This window comes from Pelomonas sp. BJYL3 (assembly GCF_027257975.1).
Taxonomy (GTDB): Bacteria; Pseudomonadota; Gammaproteobacteria; order Burkholderiales; family Burkholderiaceae_C; genus Roseateles_B; species Roseateles_B flavus.
Genome location: NZ_JANZKX010000006.1, coordinates 39,910 through 57,969, shown reverse-complemented (window position 1 = coordinate 57,969; position 18,060 = coordinate 39,910). Strand labels below are relative to the sequence as shown.

Here is an 18,060-nt window from a genome sequence, read left to right as displayed (position 1 = left end):
CAATGGAATCCCTGATCCAACGCTTCAAGGCGCTGCCGGTGCTGACCGGCCAGCTGACCGACTTCGACACCTCGGCCGTGCCCGCCACGCCCCAGGCCCTGTTCATGCAGTGGCTCGACGACGCCCTGGAACGCGGCGTCAGCGAGCCGCAGGTCACCACGCTGTCCACGGTTGACCCCGACGGCGCGCCCGATGCCCGCTCGGTGATGCTGCTCGACGTGGGCGAGGAGGGCTGGCATTTCGCCGCCAACGCCGCCAGCCCCAAGGGCCGCCAGATGGCGCGCCAGCCCCAGGCCGCCATGACCTTCTACTGGCCGGGGACCGCCCGCCAGGTCCGCCTGCGCGGCGAGGTGGTCGCGCTGCCCCGGGAGGCCGGGCTGGCCGACTTCCGCAGCCGGCCGGAGAAGTCCCGCGCCGCCATCCTCGCTGCGCGCCAGAGCGAGGTGCTGGAACAGTCCGCCGACCTGGACCGCGCGCTGGCCCAGCAGCTGGAGCGCCTGCAGCAGGAGCCCGAGCTGGCCTCCGAGCACTGGACCATGTATGCGCTGAAGCCGCTGGACGTGGAGTTCTGGCAGTCCAATGGCCAGCGCCGCTTCACCCGTCTGCGCTACCGCCGCCAGGGCCAGCAATGGACCCGGCAGCTGCTGTGGCCATGAGCATCGACAGCCTCCTGGCCCAGGCCCTGCAGGCCGGCGGCGATGCCCCCGCGCTGGGCACGGGCACCCGCCTCGTCCATGCGGGGCGGGACCCCATGCGCTACCACGGCTTCGTCAACACGCCCGTGTTCCGTGCCTCCACCGTCCTGAGCCCCACGGTCCGCGATCTGCTGGGGCGCACCCAGCCCTACATCTACGGCCGGCGCGGCACCCCCACCTCCGAGGCCCTGGAGTGCGCCCTGTGCGAGCTCGAGGGCGGGGCAGGGGTGGTGCTGTGTCCTTCAGGCCTGTCGGCCTGCACCCTCGCCCTGATGTCCTGCCTGGAGCCGGGCGATCACGTGCTGGTCACGGATGCGGTCTACGGCCCTGTGCGCCATGCGTGCGACGGCCTGCTGCGGCGCCTGGGCGTCGAAGTGAGCTACTTCCCACCGGGCACCGGTGCCGAGCTGGGCGGCTGGGTGAAGGAGAACACCCGAGCGATCTACCTGGAGTCGCCCGGCTCGCACAGCATGGAGGTGCAGGACGTCCCCGCGCTGGTGGCCATGGCGCGGCAGCATGGCCTGCGCGTCATCGCCGACTGCAGCTGGGCCACGCCCCTGTTCTTCAAGGCGCATGCGGCGGGCGTGGACCTGGTCATCCAGGCCGGCACCAAGTACCTGCTGGGGCACTCGGACGGCATGCTGGGCGCGGTGTCCGCGTCCCCGCGCGCCTGGCCGGCGCTCAAGGCTCTGCACGGCGACCTGGGCCTGTGCGCGGGGCCGGACGAGATCTTCCTCGCCCTGCGCGGCCTGCGCTCGCTGCAGGTGCGCCTGCGGCAGCACGAGCAGGGCGCGCTTGCCGTCGCGCGCTGGCTTCAGCAGCAGGAGGAGGTGGCGCGCGTGCTGCACCCGGCGCTGGAAGGCAGCCCCGGCCATGCGCTGTGGAAGCGGGATTTCACCGGTTCCTCGGGTCTGTTCACCGTGGTCCTGAAGCCGGTGCCCTTCGCCGCGGTGGAGGCCTTTCTGGACGGTCTGAAGTACTTCGGCCTGGGCTACTCCTGGGGCGGATTCGAGAGCCTGGCCCTGCCGCTGGATGCCTCGGAAGGGCGCCTGCGCGCCCTGTGCGAGCCGGGCTGCCAGTGCGTGCGTCTGCACGTCGGGCTGGAGGATCCGCAGGACCTCATCGCCGACCTGCGCGCCGGGCTGGACCGCATGCAGGCCGTGGACATGGATTCATTGTTGTAGATCACTCGTGAATGAGGAGGCAGGCATGGTGACCGTTTGGGGACGGCGCAGTTCCTTCAATGTGCAGAAGGTGATGTGGCTGATCGGCGAGCTGGGCCTGGCCCATCGCCATGTGCCGCTGGGCGGCGATTTCGGCGGCTGCGAGACCGCCGCGTTCGAGCGGCTCAATCCGCACCAGCGCATCCCGGTGATCGAGCTGGATGGCGAGGTGGTGTGGGAGTCCCACGCCATTCTTCGCTACCTGGCGGCGCGCCGCGGGGGCGAGGCGTTCTGGCCTGCGGATGCCTACCGGCGCTCCCTCAGCGAGCGCTGGATGGACTGGAGCCAGAGCACGCTGGAGCCGGACCTGATGCTGGGCCTGTTCTGGGCCCTGGTGCGCACGCCGGAGCAGTCCCGCGACTGGCCCCTGATCCGGACCAAGCTGGCCCTCAGCGCGCAGCACCTGCAGCGCCTGGATGGCATCCTGGCGCACCAGCCCTTTCTGAGCGGCGAGCAGTTCGGTCTGGGCGACATCCCGGCCGGCGCTACGCTGTACCGCTATTTCTCGATGGACATCGCCCGGCCCGCGCTGCCCCATGTGGCGGCCTGGTACGAGCGCCTGTGCGAGCGGCCGGCCTACCGCGAGCACGTGATGGTGTCCTTCGAGGAGCTGAGGGGCCGGCCGGACCGCAGCGCCCTGGTCCTCAACGTGGAGCTGCCATGAAGCGCCCCGTGCTCCTGGTGCTGCACCGGCCGCAGTCCTCGCCCGGGCGCGTGGGGCGGCTGCTGGTGCAGAAGGGCTATACCCTGGACCTGAGGCGCCCGCCACTGGGCGAGCCACTGCCATACTCGCTGGAGGACCACAGCGGTGCCGTGGTGTTCGGCGGGCCCATGAGCGCCAACGACGCCGACCCCTGGATGCGGGAGGAGACGGACTGGATCGGCGTCCCCCTGCGCGAGCGCAAGCCCTTCCTGGGCATCTGCCTCGGTGCTCAGCTGCTGGCCCGTCACCTCGGGGCGCCGATACAGCCCAGGGACGACGGGCAGGTCGAAATCGGCTACTGGCCGATACGGCCCACTGCGCTGGGCCGCTCGCTGGGGCCGTGGCCGGAACGGGTCTACCACTGGCACCGGGAAGGCTTCGGTCTGGCAGCCGGCATGGAGCAGCTGGCGGTGGGCGAGGTCTTCGAGAACCAGGCCGTGCGCTATGGCTCGGCGGCCTATGGACTGCAGTTCCATCCCGAGGTCAGTTTCCAGACCATGAACCGCTGGGCGCAGTCCGCGCTGCACAAGCTGTCGGCACCCGGCGCCCAGCAGCTGTCGCTGCAGCGCATGCAGGGCAGTCGCCACGACCGGGCAGGGATGGCCTGGCTCAGCGGCTTCCTGGATCGCTGGCTGGCCCCCCAGCCCTGAGCCGGGGGCAGACCTGGCAGCGCCGGCTTGTCACCTGATTGGGGGATGAGTCCGAGCCGGCTGCCGATGCCCAGCCTGAGGCTATGCAATAAAATGCATACAAGCTCGCATTTGCAAGTCACCTCGTGACCCGCATCTGACGGCGAAGGCCCGGAGCCCTGCTCCCGGGCGGCCGGCCACAGGGTCCCCAAGACGCTCGAGGCCTGCTCGTGTCCATCACGCGAGCGGCCGCCTGACATTCCCTGATGCCCTGACATCTTGCTCCCAGCGAAAACGCGATGCCCAACACGCAAGCAGGTCCGCGAAAGATCCCGAGCCAGGCCCGGTCCCGCCGCATGGTTGATGCCATCCTGGAGGCCGCTGCCGGCGTGCTGGCGGAACGCGGCTATGCCGGCACCAGTACCAATCTCGTGGCCGAGCGGGCCGGCGTGAGCGTGGGTTCGGTCTACCAATACTTCCCCAACAAGGACTCCCTGGTCGCAGCGCTGCACGAACGCCATGCCGGCCAGATGTACCAGGTCATCGAGGCGGTGCTGGGTACGGGCCAGCGCGGCAATCTGCGCAGCCAGGTGGAAGCCATGGTGCGGGCGTTGATGGCCGCCCACATGGTCGAGCCGCGTCTGCACCGGGTGCTGGAGCAGGAGCTGCCCTTCTTCGAAGTGCCCAAGCCCAACGACAGCCCCTCCGACAAGGGCATCTTCTCCAGGGTCCAGCAACTCCTGGAGCAGCACCGTGCCGACATCGTGCCCCAGGACATCCAGCTGGCGGCCTGGGTGATCCAGCGCATCATCGAATCCATGGTGCATGCGGCCGTCATCGAGCCGCCGCTGGGCTTCTCGATGCCCGAGATCGAGCGCGCCATCGTGGACGCCGTGCTGGGCTATCTGGGCGTCCACTGATGCCAGGCAGGCGCCGCCGCTGAGGAGGCCCCGGCTGCAGGCATGCGGATTGCCGCCTTCGCGGCTCCCCGCCACCGCTCCTGGAGACCCTCATGCCTGCCAGCGCCCACAATGCTCAGCTGTACAACGCCTGCATCACCGCCTGCCACGCCTGCGCCGATGCCTGCGACCACTGCGCCGCCGCCTGCCTTCGCGAACCCGAGCTCCCCATGCTGGCGCGCTGCATCACGCTGGACATGGATTGCGCCGCCCTCTGCCGCCTCTGTGCCAGTTTCATGGCGCGTGACAGCGAGTTCAGCGCCGCGCTCTGCCACTGCTGTGCCGAGGTGTGCGATGCCTGCGCGGCGACCTGCGCCGTCCATGCCCACGCGCACTGCCAGCACTGCGCCGAGGCCTGCCGCCGCTGCGCCCAGGCCTGCCGGCAGATGAGCGCCTGAGGCGACCGCGCCGCGAGGGCTCGACGGCGCGAGCTCAGAACAGCATGCCCAGCACGGCCGCCTTCAGCGCGGCTTGCGTCTTGTTGGTGGAGTTGAGCTTCAGGGTGGCCTTGGCCACATGGAAGTTGATGGTGCGCTTGGTCAGCCCCAGGATGAGCGCGATCTCCGAGGAGGTCTTGCCATCGGCCGTCCATTTCAGGATGGTTCGCTCGCGTTCGCTCAGCTGGGAATCCGGCCGGTGGAACAGCAGCGGCAGGCGGCGCTTCAGCAGCCCTGCGTGAAGGTCATGGCAGAAGGCCTGCAGGCTGGCCGATTTCTGGCCGTATTCTTCCAGCGACACAGCCTCCTTCGCACGGGCCAGGGTCATGGCGCCGATGATGCCGTGCTCGGTCCGCACGGGCAGCGTGCAGCCATGGCGCATGCCGTGCCGCAGGGCCGTCAGCCAGAAGGGCGTGGGCGCCTGCTGGCTGCTGGAGTCCCACAGCCAGGGATTGCTGTGCGACTGGGCATGCCGGATCCAGGGGTCGACCTCGGCAAAGTTCTGGCTCGAGTAGGCGGCCATCCAGCCCTCGGGGCAGTTGCCTGCCTGAATGACGGTGGGGCGGGTCATGGGCGGGTAGACGTGCGCCAGGTACAGGCAGTGGTCAAAGCCCTGCCGGCCAGCAAAGGCCGCCATGGCCTGCTCGCATTCCGAATCCTCGAAGCCGGCCGCGCAATGCGGCAGCCCTGCCGTGAACTGAATGATTCCTTGCATGTGTGACTCCCATGTTCGTCGAGCAGCCATACTCAATAAATAACTAAGTGCTCGCGTTTTTATGCATTCTCTGGGGACAACCCGGAGTCGGCGTAACAATATGTGACGGGCTTCATGATTTGGTGCTGCAATTTGCCCAAATGGCCTTCACCTACTGCCTTCTGAGCGGGTGACGTTTGGTTACATGTGCGATGAATGAAGGCGAAAAGTAGGCCTGCAGACCCGAAGACTTGCCGCTCAATAGCTGATTTCTCGCTTGATTACGCGAGTAGAAAAACAATTGAGCGCACTGGCGGCTCCCATGAAGGCGGCCGGCTCGGATCGGCCGGGCGTCCAGAGAGAAGGTCAACCGCAATCAGGAGGGGCCGGCTCTCAGCACCGCGGGCGCGGCATGCCGTGTGGGAGTGATGTGCGGCGTCCGGCCTTGCTCATGCGGTGCCGGGCCGGTTGTACCGGCCAAGCTCCCCCGCGCACAGGCCTGGGGTCCGACTCGCGTGACCGGCGGGTCGGAAGGGCAGGCGCGGGCCGCCTGAGGCCAATTGAGGGCTGCTGAGCGGCCCGGCTACGCCAGTCGAGCCGCTCTGAAGCGACCCAGCAGCCGCAGCTCCCTGCACTGCGTGGCAGCGTCCTGCAAGGCCCGGCGGACGTCCTCGCTGTCCGCCGGGGCGCACAGCGTGAAATGGAATCGATAGTGCCAGCCGTCCCGGCGCGCCGGCCTTGCGCACCAGTGCCCGATGGCGATGTCGCGGCGCGCCAAGGGCCTCAGCAGGTCCGCCAGGCTGCCCGTCCGCTCCGGCAGCACCACGGCCACCATCAGGCGGTCGTCCAGGGCGTCAGCCGGGTGCTCGGGGGGCGCGATGAGCCCGAAACGGACACAGGCAGGCGATGCCGGCCCGTCGCCGGTCTCGTGCAGCAGTTCACCTACGACCTTGACCCCGCCGGCGAACAGGAGGTCATGGCTGCGGTTGACCATGCCCTCCTGGCTGCTCTCCAGGGGCAGCAGCCCCAGATCGCAATCGCCCTGGGCGACGGCGGCATGGACGGCATCCAGGCTGCCAAGGGCCCGGCGATTCTCCGGCGCGCCGAAGTGCCGGTCCAGGGCCGCGCTGCTTTCCCAGGCCTCGGTGTGGGCGATGCACCTCCGATCCAGGACGTGTGGCCGTGCGCGCCAGGCGGGACCGGCCATGACGCTCACGCGGCAGGAACCAGCCCGGAAGCCGGCGCCCGAGTGCTGGCCGCAGCCTGCGCCGGCCGCGACATCTGGTTGAAGATGTTCTTGCGATGCATCTCCTCCGTCCCTCCGACGCTGGCGAAGCCCAGGGCATCGCGCATCAGCAGGGCCACGGGGCCTTCCTGGTAGCCACGGCTGCCGTGGAGGCGGACCAGGTCCAGCGCGCTGCGGATCAGGTCCTCGGAGCCCACCAGCTTGGCCACGGAGCAGGCCAGCAGGGCGTCCGGCTCCTCGTTGATGAGCTTGCCGACCGCGGCCAGGGCCGTCCAGCGGCTGCGCTCCATGCCGATGCGGATGTCCGTCAGCCGGCGCTGGACGTACTGGTGCTCGACGATGGCTTCCCTGAAGCTCTCGCGGCCACGGGCGTACTGCAGGGCGTCGTCGAGGAAGGGGCTCACCAGGTGAGCGGCCACCAGGCCGTAGTAGGCCCGGCCCAGGGAAATGATGTCCACCAGCTGCCGCAGCCCGCGCCGAGCATCGCCCAGCACCTGCGCATGCGGGACGAAGACGTCATGGAAGGCCAGGCTGCCGGTGGGCAGGTCCGTGTTGCCCAGCTTGCGGTCGCCCGGGCCGATCACGAGGCCGGGCGTTTCCTGATCGAGGAAGACCAGGGCCACCGCCTCCGGGGCATCGGCATGCCGACAGACGATCAGCGAGAAAGCGGCCATCGGCGCATGCGCGATGTTGTACTTGCTCCCGTTCAGCCGATAGCCGCCAGGGCAGGGGGTGAGGGTGCTGGCGATGCTGCGGACATCGGTGCCCGTGCCCGGTTCGGCGATGCCCGTCGCGCAGAGCTCACCGCGGGCCAGCAGGGGCAGGTAGCGGTCCTTCTGGGCCTCGCTGCCATGGCGCTGCAGCCCCCGCACCATGCCCGCCTGGGCGATGGCCGACAGCAGCAGGGCCGGGCAGCGCACCGTCTGCGCCAGGCCCTCCAGCGCCGCGGTGAAGTCCCACCACGCGGAGGCATGGCCCTCGCGCTGCCCCAGGAGCTCCCAGAGACCGGCTTCGCGCAGGCGATGCCAGCGCGCGGCGTCGAAGTCCTGGCGCGGGCCCATGCCGGCGATCTCCTGGCCCAGCGCCTGGAAGCGTCGCTGCAAACCCGCTTGAGTTTCGGACCACTGCATCATCATGGTGGATCTCCTGCCGCTGCTCTCAGACGCTGCCCTGGAAGTCCAGGATGCGGGCCTTGAAGTCCTCGGTGACGGGCGTGGTCTTGTTGCTCTCGTAGTCGAACATCACGTGCTTGGAGTAGCCGCGGGCGACCACGGTGTCCTGCCCGTCCTGGCGGTGCATGATGTGCTCGATCTCGAAGCTCTTGGTGCCGAAGCCGCTGACACGGCTGCGCACGACGAGGCTGTCGCCGAACATGGCGGGCTGCACATACTCGCAGGCCGTCTTGACCATGATGTGCGGCAGCTTCTCGTGCTTGGGCACCGAGAGCACCTTGAACATGAATTCGAGGTAGGCGTGCTGCAGGTAGTCGTAGTAGACCGGGCTGCTGACATGACCCATTGAATCCGTGTCCCGGTACTTGACTTGGATGGGCGTTTCAAAGTTCTTGCTCATGGGTGTTCCTGATGAAGTGGGGGATGGCCGACGGTGATGGCGGCGGCGCGCTCGGCTGCCGGCGCCCCAAGCGCAGGGGCTCGTCGGACCTGCGGCAGTGTTGCGGGCTCGAGAGGGGATGACTACTGTCACCAATCACAGTCCGCCCTGCGATGGCGTGACACGTGGGCGCTCCAGCCGTCAGTGCTCACCGGTCAGGCGGGCCGGGTCCAGCAGCGCCTGCAGCGTGTCCGGATCGATCTCGGTGCACTCGAGGGCCACCTCGAGAATGGGGCGCTTCTCGCGCCAGGCCTTCTTCGCGATTTCCGCAGCCCGCTCGTAGCCGATCAGCGGATTGAGCGCCGTTACCAGCACCGGATTGCGCGCCAGCGCCTCGCGCAGCCGGTCCTCGTTCACCCGGAAGCTGGCGATCGCCCTGTCCGCCAGCAGCGGCAGTACGGCGGTCAGCAGGGTGATGCTCTCCAGCAGGTTGCGGGCGACCAGGGGCTGCATCACATTGAGCTCGAAGTTGCCGGACTGGCCGGCCAGCGTGATCACGGCATCGTTGCCCATCACCTGGGCGCACACCATGAGGGCCGCCTCCGGGATCACCGGGTTGACCTTGCCCGGCATGATGGACGAGCCCGGCTGCAGCGCCTCCAGCTCAATCTCGGCCAAGCCCGCAAGAGGCCCGGAGTTCATCCAGCGCAGGTCGTTGGCGATCTTGGACAGCACCACCGCCACCAGCTTGAGCGCGCCCGACATCGCCACGGCGGCGTCCTGGCTGCCCATCAGCGCAAAGCGGTTGGGCCCCGGTGCGAAGGCGACGCCGGTGCGCTCGCTCAGCACCTCGCAGCAGCGCCCCGCGAAGGCCGGATGGGCATTGACGCCCGTGCCCACGGCCGTCCCACCCAGGGCCAGGCGCTGCATCAACGGCAGGGCCGCCTGGACCTGCTCGCGGGCCCCTTGCACCTGCGCGGCCCAGCCGCCCAGCACCTGGCTGAGGCGCACCGGCAGGGCGTCCATCAGATGAGTGCGGCCGGTCTTGACGTGGGCGTGCACGGTGTCCGCCTTGCGATGCAGCACCTGCACCAGGTGATCCATCGCGGGCAGCAGGCGCTGCGAGACCGTCAGCGCCGCGGCCACATGCAGGGCGCTGGGCACCACGTCATTGCTGCTCTGGCCGGCGTTCACCTGGTCATTGGGATGCACCGGAGCGCCGTGGATCCTGCTCGCCAGGGTGGCCAGCACCTCGTTGGCATTCATGTGGCTGCTGGTCCCGGAACCGGTCTGGAAGACGTCGACGGGAAAGTGCTTCATCAGGGACGCGTCCTCCAGCTTCAGCAGCGCCTCGCTGGCCTGTGCGATGGCCTGCGCGGCGGCGGCGTCGAGCTGCTGGAGCTCGCCATTGGCCGACGCCGCCGCACCCTTGATGAGCAGCAGGGCACGGATGAAGGCGGGCGGCAGGGGCTGCCCGCTGATGGGGAAATTCAGCACGGCGCGCTGGGTCTGGGCGCCGAACCAGGCGTCGGCGGGCACTTCCACGGTGCCCATGGAATCGTGCTCGACACGCAGGCCGGGCGTTGGAGGGCGGTGTTCACTCATGGCGCAGGCTCCCGTCAGCAGAAGGGCAAGGGCGGCTCCCGGTCACTATGGACCTGCGGGCGCGAATCCGCATCAAGAGGGTCTTACTGGCACACTTGACAAAAAGGTTCTGGATTTGATTGTGGGTAAACCCTGATTCGTGGGCATAATCAAAGCCTTCACTGCAAGGTGCAGCCCACCCGCTGAGGACCTTGCTGGCCACAAGCCCGAGCGACATCGGGAGAGTCCGCGCGCCACCCCGCGCGGCGCCGAAGGAGCAACCGCCCCGGAAACTCTCAGGCAAAGGGACCGATGTCGTGGACGAACTCTGCAGAGTTGCCGGTTGCATGACGTCTTCCGGCGCGCCGAAGGAGCAAGCCCGCCCCATCCTGGGCGGGAGGAATCTCTCAGGCATCAGCGACAGAGGGGGCGACGACCGCCGAGGTCCGGCGGCGTCACCGTGTCGCTGACGTCCCCAGGAGAGATCCCATGAACCACCCCGCCATCCGCCTCGGCGCCGTCGCCGCGGCCTGTGTTTCCCTGTCTGCCCAGGCAGCAGAGCCGCTGCTCGTCAAGATCGGCCATGTGGCTGCGCTGAGCGGCCCGGCCGCCCACCTCGGGCATGACAACGAGAACGGCGTCCGCATGGCCGTGGAAGAGCTGAACGCCAAGGGCCTGCAGATCGGTGGCCGGCCGGCACGCTTCGAGCTGGTGGCCGAGGACGATGCGGGTGACCCGAAGCAGGGCACCCAGGCCGCGCAGAAGCTGGTGGATCTCAAGGTGAACGGCGTCGTCGGCCACCTGAACTCCGGCACCGCCATCCCGGCCGCCCGCATCTATGCCGAGGCTGGCATCCCTCAGATCGCGCCCTCGGTGACCAATCCCAAATACACCCGCCAGGGCTTCAAGACCAGCTTCCGCATGGTGGCGGACGACGCCCAGCTGGGCGGCACGCTGGGCCGCTATGCGGTGCAGACGCTGAAGGCCCGGACGGTGGCCGTCATCGACGACCGCACCGCCTACGGCCAGGGCGTCGCCAGCGAGTTCGAGAAGGCCGCCAAGGCGGCCGGCGCCACCGTCGTCAAGCGCGAGTTCACCAATGACAAGGCCACCGACTTCACCGGCATCCTCACCGGCATCAAGGCGGCCAGGCCGGACGTAGTGTTCTACGGCGGCATGGATGCCGTCGGCGGGCCCATGCTGCGCCAGATGAAGCAGCTGGGCATCCAGTCCAAGTTCCTCGGCGGTGACGGCGTGTGCACCGCGGAGCTGCCCAAGCTGGCCTCGGGCCAGATGCTGGACGGGCAGGTCGTCTGCGCCATCGCGGGCGGCATCGACGGCACGCTGCGCCCCGGCTTCGACAAATTCAAGGCCGACTTCAAGAAGAAGTTCGGCACCGAGGTCCAGATCTACTCGCCCTACACCTACGACGCCACCAAGGCCCTGGCCGAAGCCATGGCCAAGGCCGGCTCCGCCGAGCCCGCCCGCTACCTGCCCGTGCTGCAGAAGCTCAGCATGCAGGGCGTCACCGGCACCGTGGCCTTCGACGACAAGGGCGACATCAGGAACGGAGCCCTGACCCTCTACACCTTCAAGGGCGGTCAGCGCGAGGAACTGGGCGTGGTGCGCTGAGTGGGCTGGCCGCTGCATGAGAGGCCGCCCGCGTGGGCGGCCTTCAGCCTCGGCGAAGCCACGCCACCACTTTCCTTGCCCTGGATCAGCGCTTTGACGGACTGCGCTTGCGAGGACTCCATGACGGCTCCAACATGAACGCCACGTGCAGAAGAGCGTGTGGAGGCGCGAGTCATGGGCACCATTTCACGAGCACTGGTTCTCGAGTCCCGGATCGGCGAGCTGGTCGAGCTGCCGCGATGCGGCACCGCCCTCGAGCTGCCCTGGGTCTATGACGGGGTTGCCGAGGACATCTGTGCCATGGCGAAGTCCGGCAAGGTGGAGGTCATCGAACGTCAGGTGCAGCAGGTCCAGGGTGAGCCCTTGATCACGCACCTGGCCTTTCGCCGCTTGATGTGAGGGGCCCCGGCCGGCAGACGGCCCTGGCAAGCCGCGCCCTCATCCCGACAGGGCGACGCCCGGCGTCAGGCCCGTCCAGCGCTTGAACGAGCGCCGGAAGCTGCTGCGGTCGTGAAAGCCCAGCTCGCTGGCGATCGAGTCGCTGCTGCGCCCCTGCAGCAGCAGGAGGTAGAGCGCCACATGGCTTCGGGCTTGGTCAAGCTGGGCCTGGTAATGGGTGCCATGCAGCGCCAGCCGCCGCTTCAGCGTCGCCGGACTGACGCCGAAAGCCTGGGCCGCCTGCTCCAGGGGCGTGGCCTCCCGGTACCGGGGCAGCAACCAGTCATACAGAGCGGCGAGGAGTCCGCGCCCCGCGGCGGCGGGATCGGCGTTCTGCTCCAGGGCCCGCTGGGCCAGGTTCGGCTTCACGGCACGGGGCCAGCGACGCGACAGCAGGGCCGCGGGCAGGCGCATGGCATCGAACTGGCAGCCGAAGCTGAGCTCGGCCCCGAGGAAGACGACATGCTGGGACAGGTCCCGCGGCCGCGTCCGGTTGAAGCAGAAGCGCCAGGGCAGTGCAGCTCCACCCTGCCACTGGCACAGCGACTTCAGTGCGCTCATGTGCATGTCGACCACGAAGGCACGCTGGGCCGCGGGGATGCCGCAGGACTCGGTCCACAGCAGCAGCGCCTCGTCGCCATGGAGCAGCAGGCGAGGCGTCAGCAAGGGCGAGAGGCGGCCGGCATACCGGCACAGCAGCTCCAGCGCCTCCCCCAGCGTGGCGGCCTGCAGCAGGGCGTGGCTGGCCAGCCCCGCATGGCCGGGCAGGCTCAGCTGGCCCAGCACGAAGGGCGTGTCGGTCGCCGGCAGCCGGTGCTGCAGGGCGGCCAGCAAGGCTAGCAATTGACGGGGACTGATGAGGGCGCTTCGCGCCAGACCGGCATGTCTCAGCAGGTCCTCGGGCGCCACGGCCCGGGTGCGGGCCAGTTCCAGCACGCAGGCCGCCTGCTGCTCCCAGGGCAGACAGGGGCTGGCCAGATCGAAGACCGGCGAACCGGGCGGCGCGCACAGTGCCGGGCTCAGTGCCGGGCTCAGTGCCGGGCTGAGCGAGGAGCTCAGCGAGAAACTCATACCAGCCTCCGGGCCAGGTCCAGCAACTGCTCATCGGCCGGCACTTGCGGCTGCACCAGGGACCAGGCGCAGCGCGCGGCCAACTGCAGACGCAGTCCAGCCCGCGTGTGGTGGCCCAGATGGTTCACGGCGGCCTGCAGGTGCTGGGCCTGCCGCTGGGCGGCGTCCGCTAGCGCGCCGGGCAGCAGCACGCAGAAGCGGTCGGCTGCGTAGCGGCACAGCAAGGCGTCGGGCGGGAGGTTCAGCAGCAGCAGATGACTGAGGGCCTGAAGCAGGCGGTCCGCCTCCGCCAGGCCCTGCTCGCGGACCACGGTCTGGAAGTCCTCGAATCCCAGCATCAGCAGGGCCGCCGGGCGCTGCATGCGCTGCTCCAGCCCGACCTGCGCTGTCATGTAGCCGGCATCGCCCAGCTGCGTGACGCCCTCCATGCTGCGATGGTCCCTGAAGATGCGCTCCCGGCGCAGCAGCTGCTCCGTCAGGACACGATGCTCCTGGCGCCAGTGATGCAAGCCCATCGTCACCAGCAGCATGCCCAGCGGCACCAGGGTCGACTCCAGCCAGTTGTCCCAGAGCACCGACTTGGGCAGCTGCATGAACTCGTCCAGCGCATCCACCCATTCGCCCAGCAGCATGGCCGCCAGTCCCAGGCACAGGAGGTCGGTGACGCGGCCCGCCGGCCGGCTGGCGCGCAGCTGCATCAGCCACACGCCCGCCATGAGCACCATGCCGCCTTCGCCCACGATGTCCATCCAGTTCCAGCGCGCCAGGGGCTTGGCGATGGATTGATCCTGGAAGCAATACAGCACCAGCGCCATGGCCAGCAGGACGAGACGGCCGAAGCCGGCCAGGCCCAGGACGGGGGCGAGTGTCGGCACCTCCAGGGAGGCAATCAGGCGGCGCGCGGAGCTGATGTTCATGGGGGCGTGATGCTAGGAAGGGTTTGTGACAGTTCCCGCAGACGCTGAGGGAGGGGGGACCGATCGGCTCACGGGCGGGGGCAGCCCTGCGCTCATCGGTCGATGTCACGCGACTGCCATGGGGCTTCGGGACAGTGCGCCCCATTGCCTGCCGGGCGCCCATTCAGTCGAGATCCCATGAAACCTTCCCGTCGTTCCCATTGCTGCCGCCTCAGTGCCCTGAGCCTCGGCCTGGCCGCCGCCTTCGGCGCGCAGGCCCAGGCCAGTGCCACGCTGGATGCCGTCACCATCACCGGCCAGGCCGCGAGCCTGCGCAAGGCACTGGCCGCCCAGGAAAAGGCCAACCATGTGCTCAGCGTCATCAGCGCCGATGACATCGGGGCCCTGCCGGACAAGAACGCCGCGGAGGCACTCGCGCGCATGCCGGGGGTCTCGCTGCAGCGCGACCAGGGGGAAGGCCGCTACGTGGTGATCCGCGGGCTGGGGCCGGACCTGAACTCGGTCTCCATCAACGGTTCCCTGGTGCCCTCGCCCGAGGCCGGCCGCCGCGGCGTGGCCCTGGACACACTGCCGGCCGGAATGGTGCGCTCCCTGGAGGTCAGCAAGACGCTGACACCGGACCAGGACGCCGACTCCATGGGCGGCAGCATCGCCGTCAAGACCCTGTCCGCCTTCGACCTGCCGCAATCCATCCTGAACGTCGGCCTCGGCGTCACGCGCGACCAGCTGACGGCGCAGGGCGACGCCAATGCCCACCTGCTGTGGGCCCGCCGCTTCGGCGAGTCTCGGCACCTTGGGGTGGCGCTGGGCCTGAGCACCGAGAAGCGCCGCTTCGGGTCCGACGACGTCGAGACCGGTGGTGCCTGGACCGATGGCCGCCTGAGCGGCGTCGAACTGCGGGACTACCGGCCCGTGCGCGAGCGCCGGGCCCTCTCGGCCAATCTGGACTACCGTCCCCGCGATGGGGAGAGCTACCAGCTGCGCGCCTTCTTCAGCCGGTTCAGCGACGATGAAGTCCGCGACCGCCTCACCATCGGCAGCGTCGCGAACAGCGCGGCAACGCCGGGCGGCCTGTTCGCCGAGGGTCAGGTCGTGACAGCGCGCGCCGAGCGCCGGCTGCGCCAGCGCAAGTACACGCAGGGTATCGACTCGCTGAACGTCGGCACCGAACAACGGCTGGAGGACTGGACGCTGCAGGCCTCGGCCGGCCTGGGCCGGGCCAGCGAGGACACGCCGGAGTCGATCAACGACGCGCGCTTCCGCCAGAACAATGTGGCCGGCCTCTCCTTCACCGACAGCCAGCGGCCGCTGCTGCAGGGCCCCGTGGCCCTCTACAACACGGCAGCCTATGCGCTGAACGGCATCACGCTGCAGGCGCGATGGAGCGAGGACAGGGAAGCCCACGCCAGGCTCGACCTGGAGCGGCGCCTCCTGCTGGCGGGGCGCCCGACGACCCTCAAGTTCGGCGTCAAGAAGAGCCATCGAGACAAGCGCAACGACACGGAGCAGTGGGCCTACACGAGCAGCAGCGCCGCCAGCCCGGGCTACTGGGGCGCAGGCGCCAGCACGCTGGCGGCCTTTGCCTCCGAGCAGGAGCTGGACTTCCCCTACGGCCGCATGGGCGTGGCCATCGACCCGCAACGCGTCCGTGCCCGCATTGCCGGACTGCCCCGCGATCCGGCCCGGCTGGTGCGCGAGTCGGCGCTGAACGACTACCGCATGGGCGAGGACATCAGCGCCGGCTACCTGCAGCTGAGCCACGAGTTCAATGACCGCCTCCAGCTGCTGGGCGGGCTGCGCCGCGAGCAGACCCGTTTCGAGGCGCAGGGCCAGCAGGTCAACGCCGCCAATGCCCTCAGTGAGCGCAGCAGCGAGCGCCGCTACGGCCATTGGCTGCCCGGCCTGCACGCCCGCTATGAGCTGGATGCCAGGACCTCGGTGCGCGGCGCCTGGTGGAACTCCGTGGTCCGTGCCAACTTCAGCCAGCTGGCGCCGGGCATCAGCCTGGCCAGCACGACGGAAGCCAGCATCGGCAACCCGGACCTGAACCCGCTGCGCTCCCGCAACCTGGACCTCGGCATCGAACGGATCCTGGGCCGCGAGGGCGTGCTGTCGGCCTATGTATTCGACAAGGCGATCCGCGACTTCACCTACACCACCAACCTCGCGGGTAGCGGCGCCTGGGCCGCGTACACGACGGCCACCAGCTTCGCCAACGGGGACTCGGCCCGTGTGCGCGGCATCGAGCTGGCCTACAGCCAGCCCCTGCGCATGCTGCCGGGCGCGCTGTCAGGCCTGATCGTGGGGGTCAATGCCACCTTCACGGACTCGAAGGCCGAGGTGGCCCGATTCGACAGGAAGGCGGGGGCGCTGCAGGCCCGCAGCATCCGGCTGCCGGGGCAGTCCAATGCGGTGGTCAACCTGATGCTGGGCTACGAGGCGGGGCCGATCAGCGCTCGACTGGCGCTGAATCAGAAGTCCAATTACCTGCTGGAGCTGGGGTCGGACATCCTGAACGCAGCCCAGGATCGCTACGTCGATCGCCAGCGGCAGCTGGACGTCTCTGCCACCTGGCAGTTCGACCGCCGCTGGTCGGTCGTCGTTGAAGCGCTCAACCTCAACCGCGAGCGCTACTACGTCTTCCAGGGCAGCCAGCCCTTCAACGTACAGAACGAGAGCTACGGTCGCACCTTCAAGCTGTCGGTCAAGGCCACGCTGTTCTGATGCCAGGGGCGATGATGATGATGATGACGATCCGAACCGCACTGGCCGCAGCGCTGCTGGCTGCGTCCACCGTTGGCGCGCTGGCGGCCGACCGGGCGCTGACCCTGGACAAGAACGGGCTCCATCTGCTGGATGCCCAGGGCCGTGAGCTCGACCGACATGCCGTGCGTGCCAAGCGCTGGGACCAGCGAGGCGAGGGCAGCGAGCGCGTGGCCGTCCTCCTGGATGCCGACCGCAGCCGCCCGCTGCTGGCACGCGTGCGCGGCGACAGGCTGGCGGTCCACGAGCTGCCGGCGCCTGACTTCGAGGTCGAGGCCCTGTGCCTGCACCGTGACCCGCAGGGCCTGCTGCACCTTTTCCTGCTTGGCAATGACGGCCTGAGTGAGCAATGGCTGCTGGGCGAGCGGTCGGCGCGGCCCGTGCGTCGCCTGGCCACGGCGCCGCATCCGCAGGGATGTGCCGTGGATGACGAGCGCGGTCTGCTGCAGTTCGGCGAAGCCGGCGTCGGCCAGTGGTTCGTGGCCACCGAAGCGGAAGGCCGGCCGCGGCGCTGGCTGAACGAGCCGGCACCGACGGCCCGTCCGGCATGGCCGGTGCTGCAGCCCACGGCACAGACGGAGCCGGTGGGCCAGCAAGGGGATGCGGCCGATGACCCGGCGATCTGGGTCCATCCGCAGGACGGACGGCGCAGCGTGGTGCTGGGCACGAACAAGAAGCAGGGCCTGCTGGTCTACGGGCTTGACGGCCGCCAGCGGCAGCTGTTGCCGGTGGGACGCATCAACAATGTCGACCTGCGGCAGGGCATCCGCACCGGCGGTCGCGCCTGGGACCTCGCGGTGGCCACGCAGCGTGACGAGCAGTCGCTGGTGTTGTTCGGCATCGATGGCCGCGGCCATGTGACCGAGCTCGCACGCCTGCCCACCGACCTGGCCGACATCTACGGCCTCTGCGTGGGCCGCACGCCGGACGGCCAGCTCGACGCCTTTCCCAACGACAAGGACGGTCGTGTCCAGCAGTACCGGATCGAGCGGCACGAGGGGACGTGGCGCGCCCGCCTGCTGCGGCAGTTCAAGCTTGGCAGCCAGCCCGAGGGCTGCGTGGTGGACGAGCGAGCGCAGCGGCTCTTCGTGGGGGAGGAGAAGCGCGGCATCTGGGCCCTGGATGCCACGGCCGACGCCCCGGCCCAGCCGCAGCTGGTCATGCCGGTCGGCCGGGAGCTGGTGGCGGATGTCGAGGGCCTGGCCCTCTACCAGGGGCGTCGTGGCGGGCCCAGCTATCTTGTCGTGTCCTCCCAGGGCAGCGACAGCTACCTGGTGCTGGATGCCCGCCCCCCGTTCCAGTTGCGTGGCGGCTTTCGCATCGGCATCAACGAGCAGCGGGGCATCGATGGTGCGTCCGAGACCGACGGCCTGGAGGTGAGCTCGGCCGACTTCGGCGGTCTCTATTCGCAGGGGCTGCTGGTGGTGCAGGACGGCCACAAGCGCCTGCCTGACGGTCGCCAGAACTTCAAGCTGCTGCCGTGGAGCGAGGTCGCGCGGGCCTTGCGCTTGCCCTGAC

General features: G+C 69.2%; 17 protein-coding genes and 1 riboswitch. Of the genes, 10 read left to right on the top strand and 7 right to left on the bottom strand.

The window, feature by feature from the left end; all coding sequences use genetic code 11:
• Positions 1-2: 2 nt before the first annotated feature.
• The 6 genes from O9Y01_RS17760 to O9Y01_RS17735 all read left to right on the top strand — a co-directional run bounded on the left by O9Y01_RS17760 (position 3) and on the right by O9Y01_RS17735 (position 4,607).
• The gene (locus tag O9Y01_RS17760) at positions 3-656 is read left to right on the top strand and encodes a pyridoxine/pyridoxamine 5'-phosphate oxidase (protein WP_269632947.1); all 654 of its coding nucleotides are present in this window, start codon (positions 3-5) and stop codon (positions 654-656) included.
• Positions 653-1,879: a cystathionine beta-lyase gene (gene metC / locus O9Y01_RS17755; RefSeq protein WP_269632946.1), complete on the top strand. Its 1,227-nt coding sequence runs from the start codon at positions 653-655 to the stop codon at positions 1,877-1,879. The genes O9Y01_RS17760 and metC overlap by 4 nt, the downstream gene beginning before the upstream one ends.
• A 25-nt stretch (positions 1,880-1,904) precedes the next feature.
• The gene (locus O9Y01_RS17750) at positions 1,905-2,582 is read left to right on the top strand and encodes a glutathione S-transferase family protein (protein ID WP_269632945.1); all 678 of its coding nucleotides are present in this window, start codon (positions 1,905-1,907) and stop codon (positions 2,580-2,582) included.
• Complete coding sequence (locus O9Y01_RS17745) at positions 2,579-3,271, top strand: glutamine amidotransferase (RefSeq protein ID WP_269632944.1); 693 nt, start codon at positions 2,579-2,581, stop codon at positions 3,269-3,271. Before O9Y01_RS17750 ends, O9Y01_RS17745 begins: the two co-directional genes overlap by 4 nt.
• Before the next feature lie 335 nt (positions 3,272-3,606).
• A complete protein-coding gene (locus O9Y01_RS17740) occupies positions 3,607-4,170 on the top strand; it encodes a TetR/AcrR family transcriptional regulator (protein ID WP_269632943.1) in 564 nt (187 codons plus the stop codon).
• A 92-nt stretch (positions 4,171-4,262) separates the two neighbouring features.
• Positions 4,263-4,607, top strand: a complete 345-nt coding sequence (locus O9Y01_RS17735) for a four-helix bundle copper-binding protein (protein WP_269632942.1) — start codon at positions 4,263-4,265, stop codon at positions 4,605-4,607.
• A gap of 34 nt (positions 4,608-4,641) precedes the next feature.
• Here O9Y01_RS17735 and O9Y01_RS17730 read toward each other — a convergent pair whose 3' ends face one another.
• From O9Y01_RS17730 to O9Y01_RS17710, 5 genes are all read right to left on the bottom strand, one after another.
• Entirely contained in the window at positions 4,642-5,361 is a 720-nt protein-coding gene (locus O9Y01_RS17730; RefSeq protein ID WP_269632941.1) for an autoinducer binding domain-containing protein, read from the bottom strand.
• A gap of 562 nt (positions 5,362-5,923) precedes the next feature.
• Positions 5,924-6,547: a prephenate dehydratase domain-containing protein gene (locus O9Y01_RS17725; RefSeq protein ID WP_269632940.1), complete on the bottom strand. Its 624-nt coding sequence runs from the start codon at positions 6,545-6,547 to the stop codon at positions 5,924-5,926.
• Positions 6,548-6,552: 5 nt separating this feature from the next.
• Entirely contained in the window at positions 6,553-7,722 is a 1,170-nt protein-coding gene (locus tag O9Y01_RS17720; protein ID WP_269632939.1) for an acyl-CoA dehydrogenase family protein, read from the bottom strand.
• A gap of 22 nt (positions 7,723-7,744) precedes the next feature.
• Positions 7,745-8,158, bottom strand: a complete 414-nt coding sequence (locus O9Y01_RS17715) for an acyl-CoA thioesterase (protein WP_269632938.1) — start codon at positions 8,156-8,158, stop codon at positions 7,745-7,747.
• 180 nt (positions 8,159-8,338) lie between these two features.
• On the bottom strand, positions 8,339-9,742 hold the full coding sequence (locus O9Y01_RS17710) for a class II fumarate hydratase (RefSeq protein ID WP_269632937.1): 1,404 nt from the start codon (positions 9,740-9,742) through the stop codon (positions 8,339-8,341).
• Between the two features lie 207 nt (positions 9,743-9,949).
• A riboswitch (glycine riboswitch) is annotated at positions 9,950-10,043 on the top strand.
• A gap of 167 nt (positions 10,044-10,210) precedes the next feature.
• Here O9Y01_RS17710 and O9Y01_RS17705 point away from each other — a divergent pair.
• Both O9Y01_RS17705 and O9Y01_RS17700 read left to right on the top strand, forming a co-directional pair.
• Positions 10,211-11,353 carry a branched-chain amino acid ABC transporter substrate-binding protein gene (locus tag O9Y01_RS17705; protein ID WP_269632936.1) on the top strand — a complete coding sequence of 381 codons (1,143 nt, stop codon included), beginning with the start codon at positions 10,211-10,213 and terminating at the stop codon, positions 11,351-11,353.
• Positions 11,354-11,527: 174 nt separating this feature from the next.
• Complete coding sequence (locus tag O9Y01_RS17700; protein WP_269632935.1) at positions 11,528-11,752, top strand: hypothetical protein; 225 nt, start codon at positions 11,528-11,530, stop codon at positions 11,750-11,752.
• Between the two features lie 39 nt (positions 11,753-11,791).
• On the opposite strand, the gene O9Y01_RS17695 is transcribed toward O9Y01_RS17700, so the two are convergent.
• Together O9Y01_RS17695 and O9Y01_RS17690 are read right to left on the bottom strand one after the other, a co-directional pair.
• Entirely contained in the window at positions 11,792-12,862 is a 1,071-nt protein-coding gene (locus tag O9Y01_RS17695; RefSeq protein ID WP_269632934.1) for an AraC family transcriptional regulator, read from the bottom strand.
• The gene (locus O9Y01_RS17690) at positions 12,859-13,779 is read right to left on the bottom strand and encodes a diguanylate cyclase domain-containing protein (RefSeq protein ID WP_269632933.1); all 921 of its coding nucleotides are present in this window, start codon (positions 13,777-13,779) and stop codon (positions 12,859-12,861) included. The genes O9Y01_RS17695 and O9Y01_RS17690 overlap by 4 nt, the downstream gene beginning before the upstream one ends.
• Positions 13,780-13,956: 177 nt before the next feature.
• On the opposite strand from O9Y01_RS17690, the gene O9Y01_RS17685 reads away from it, so the two are divergent.
• Together O9Y01_RS17685 and O9Y01_RS17680 are read left to right on the top strand one after the other, a co-directional pair.
• Positions 13,957-16,503, top strand: coding sequence for a TonB-dependent receptor (locus O9Y01_RS17685; protein ID WP_269632932.1), 2,547 nt, complete (start codon positions 13,957-13,959; stop codon positions 16,501-16,503).
• Between the two features lie 23 nt (positions 16,504-16,526).
• Positions 16,527-18,059 (top strand): phytase, encoded by a 1,533-nt coding sequence (locus O9Y01_RS17680; RefSeq protein WP_269632931.1) that lies wholly within the window; start codon positions 16,527-16,529, stop codon positions 18,057-18,059.
• Position 18,060 lies beyond the last annotated feature (1 nt).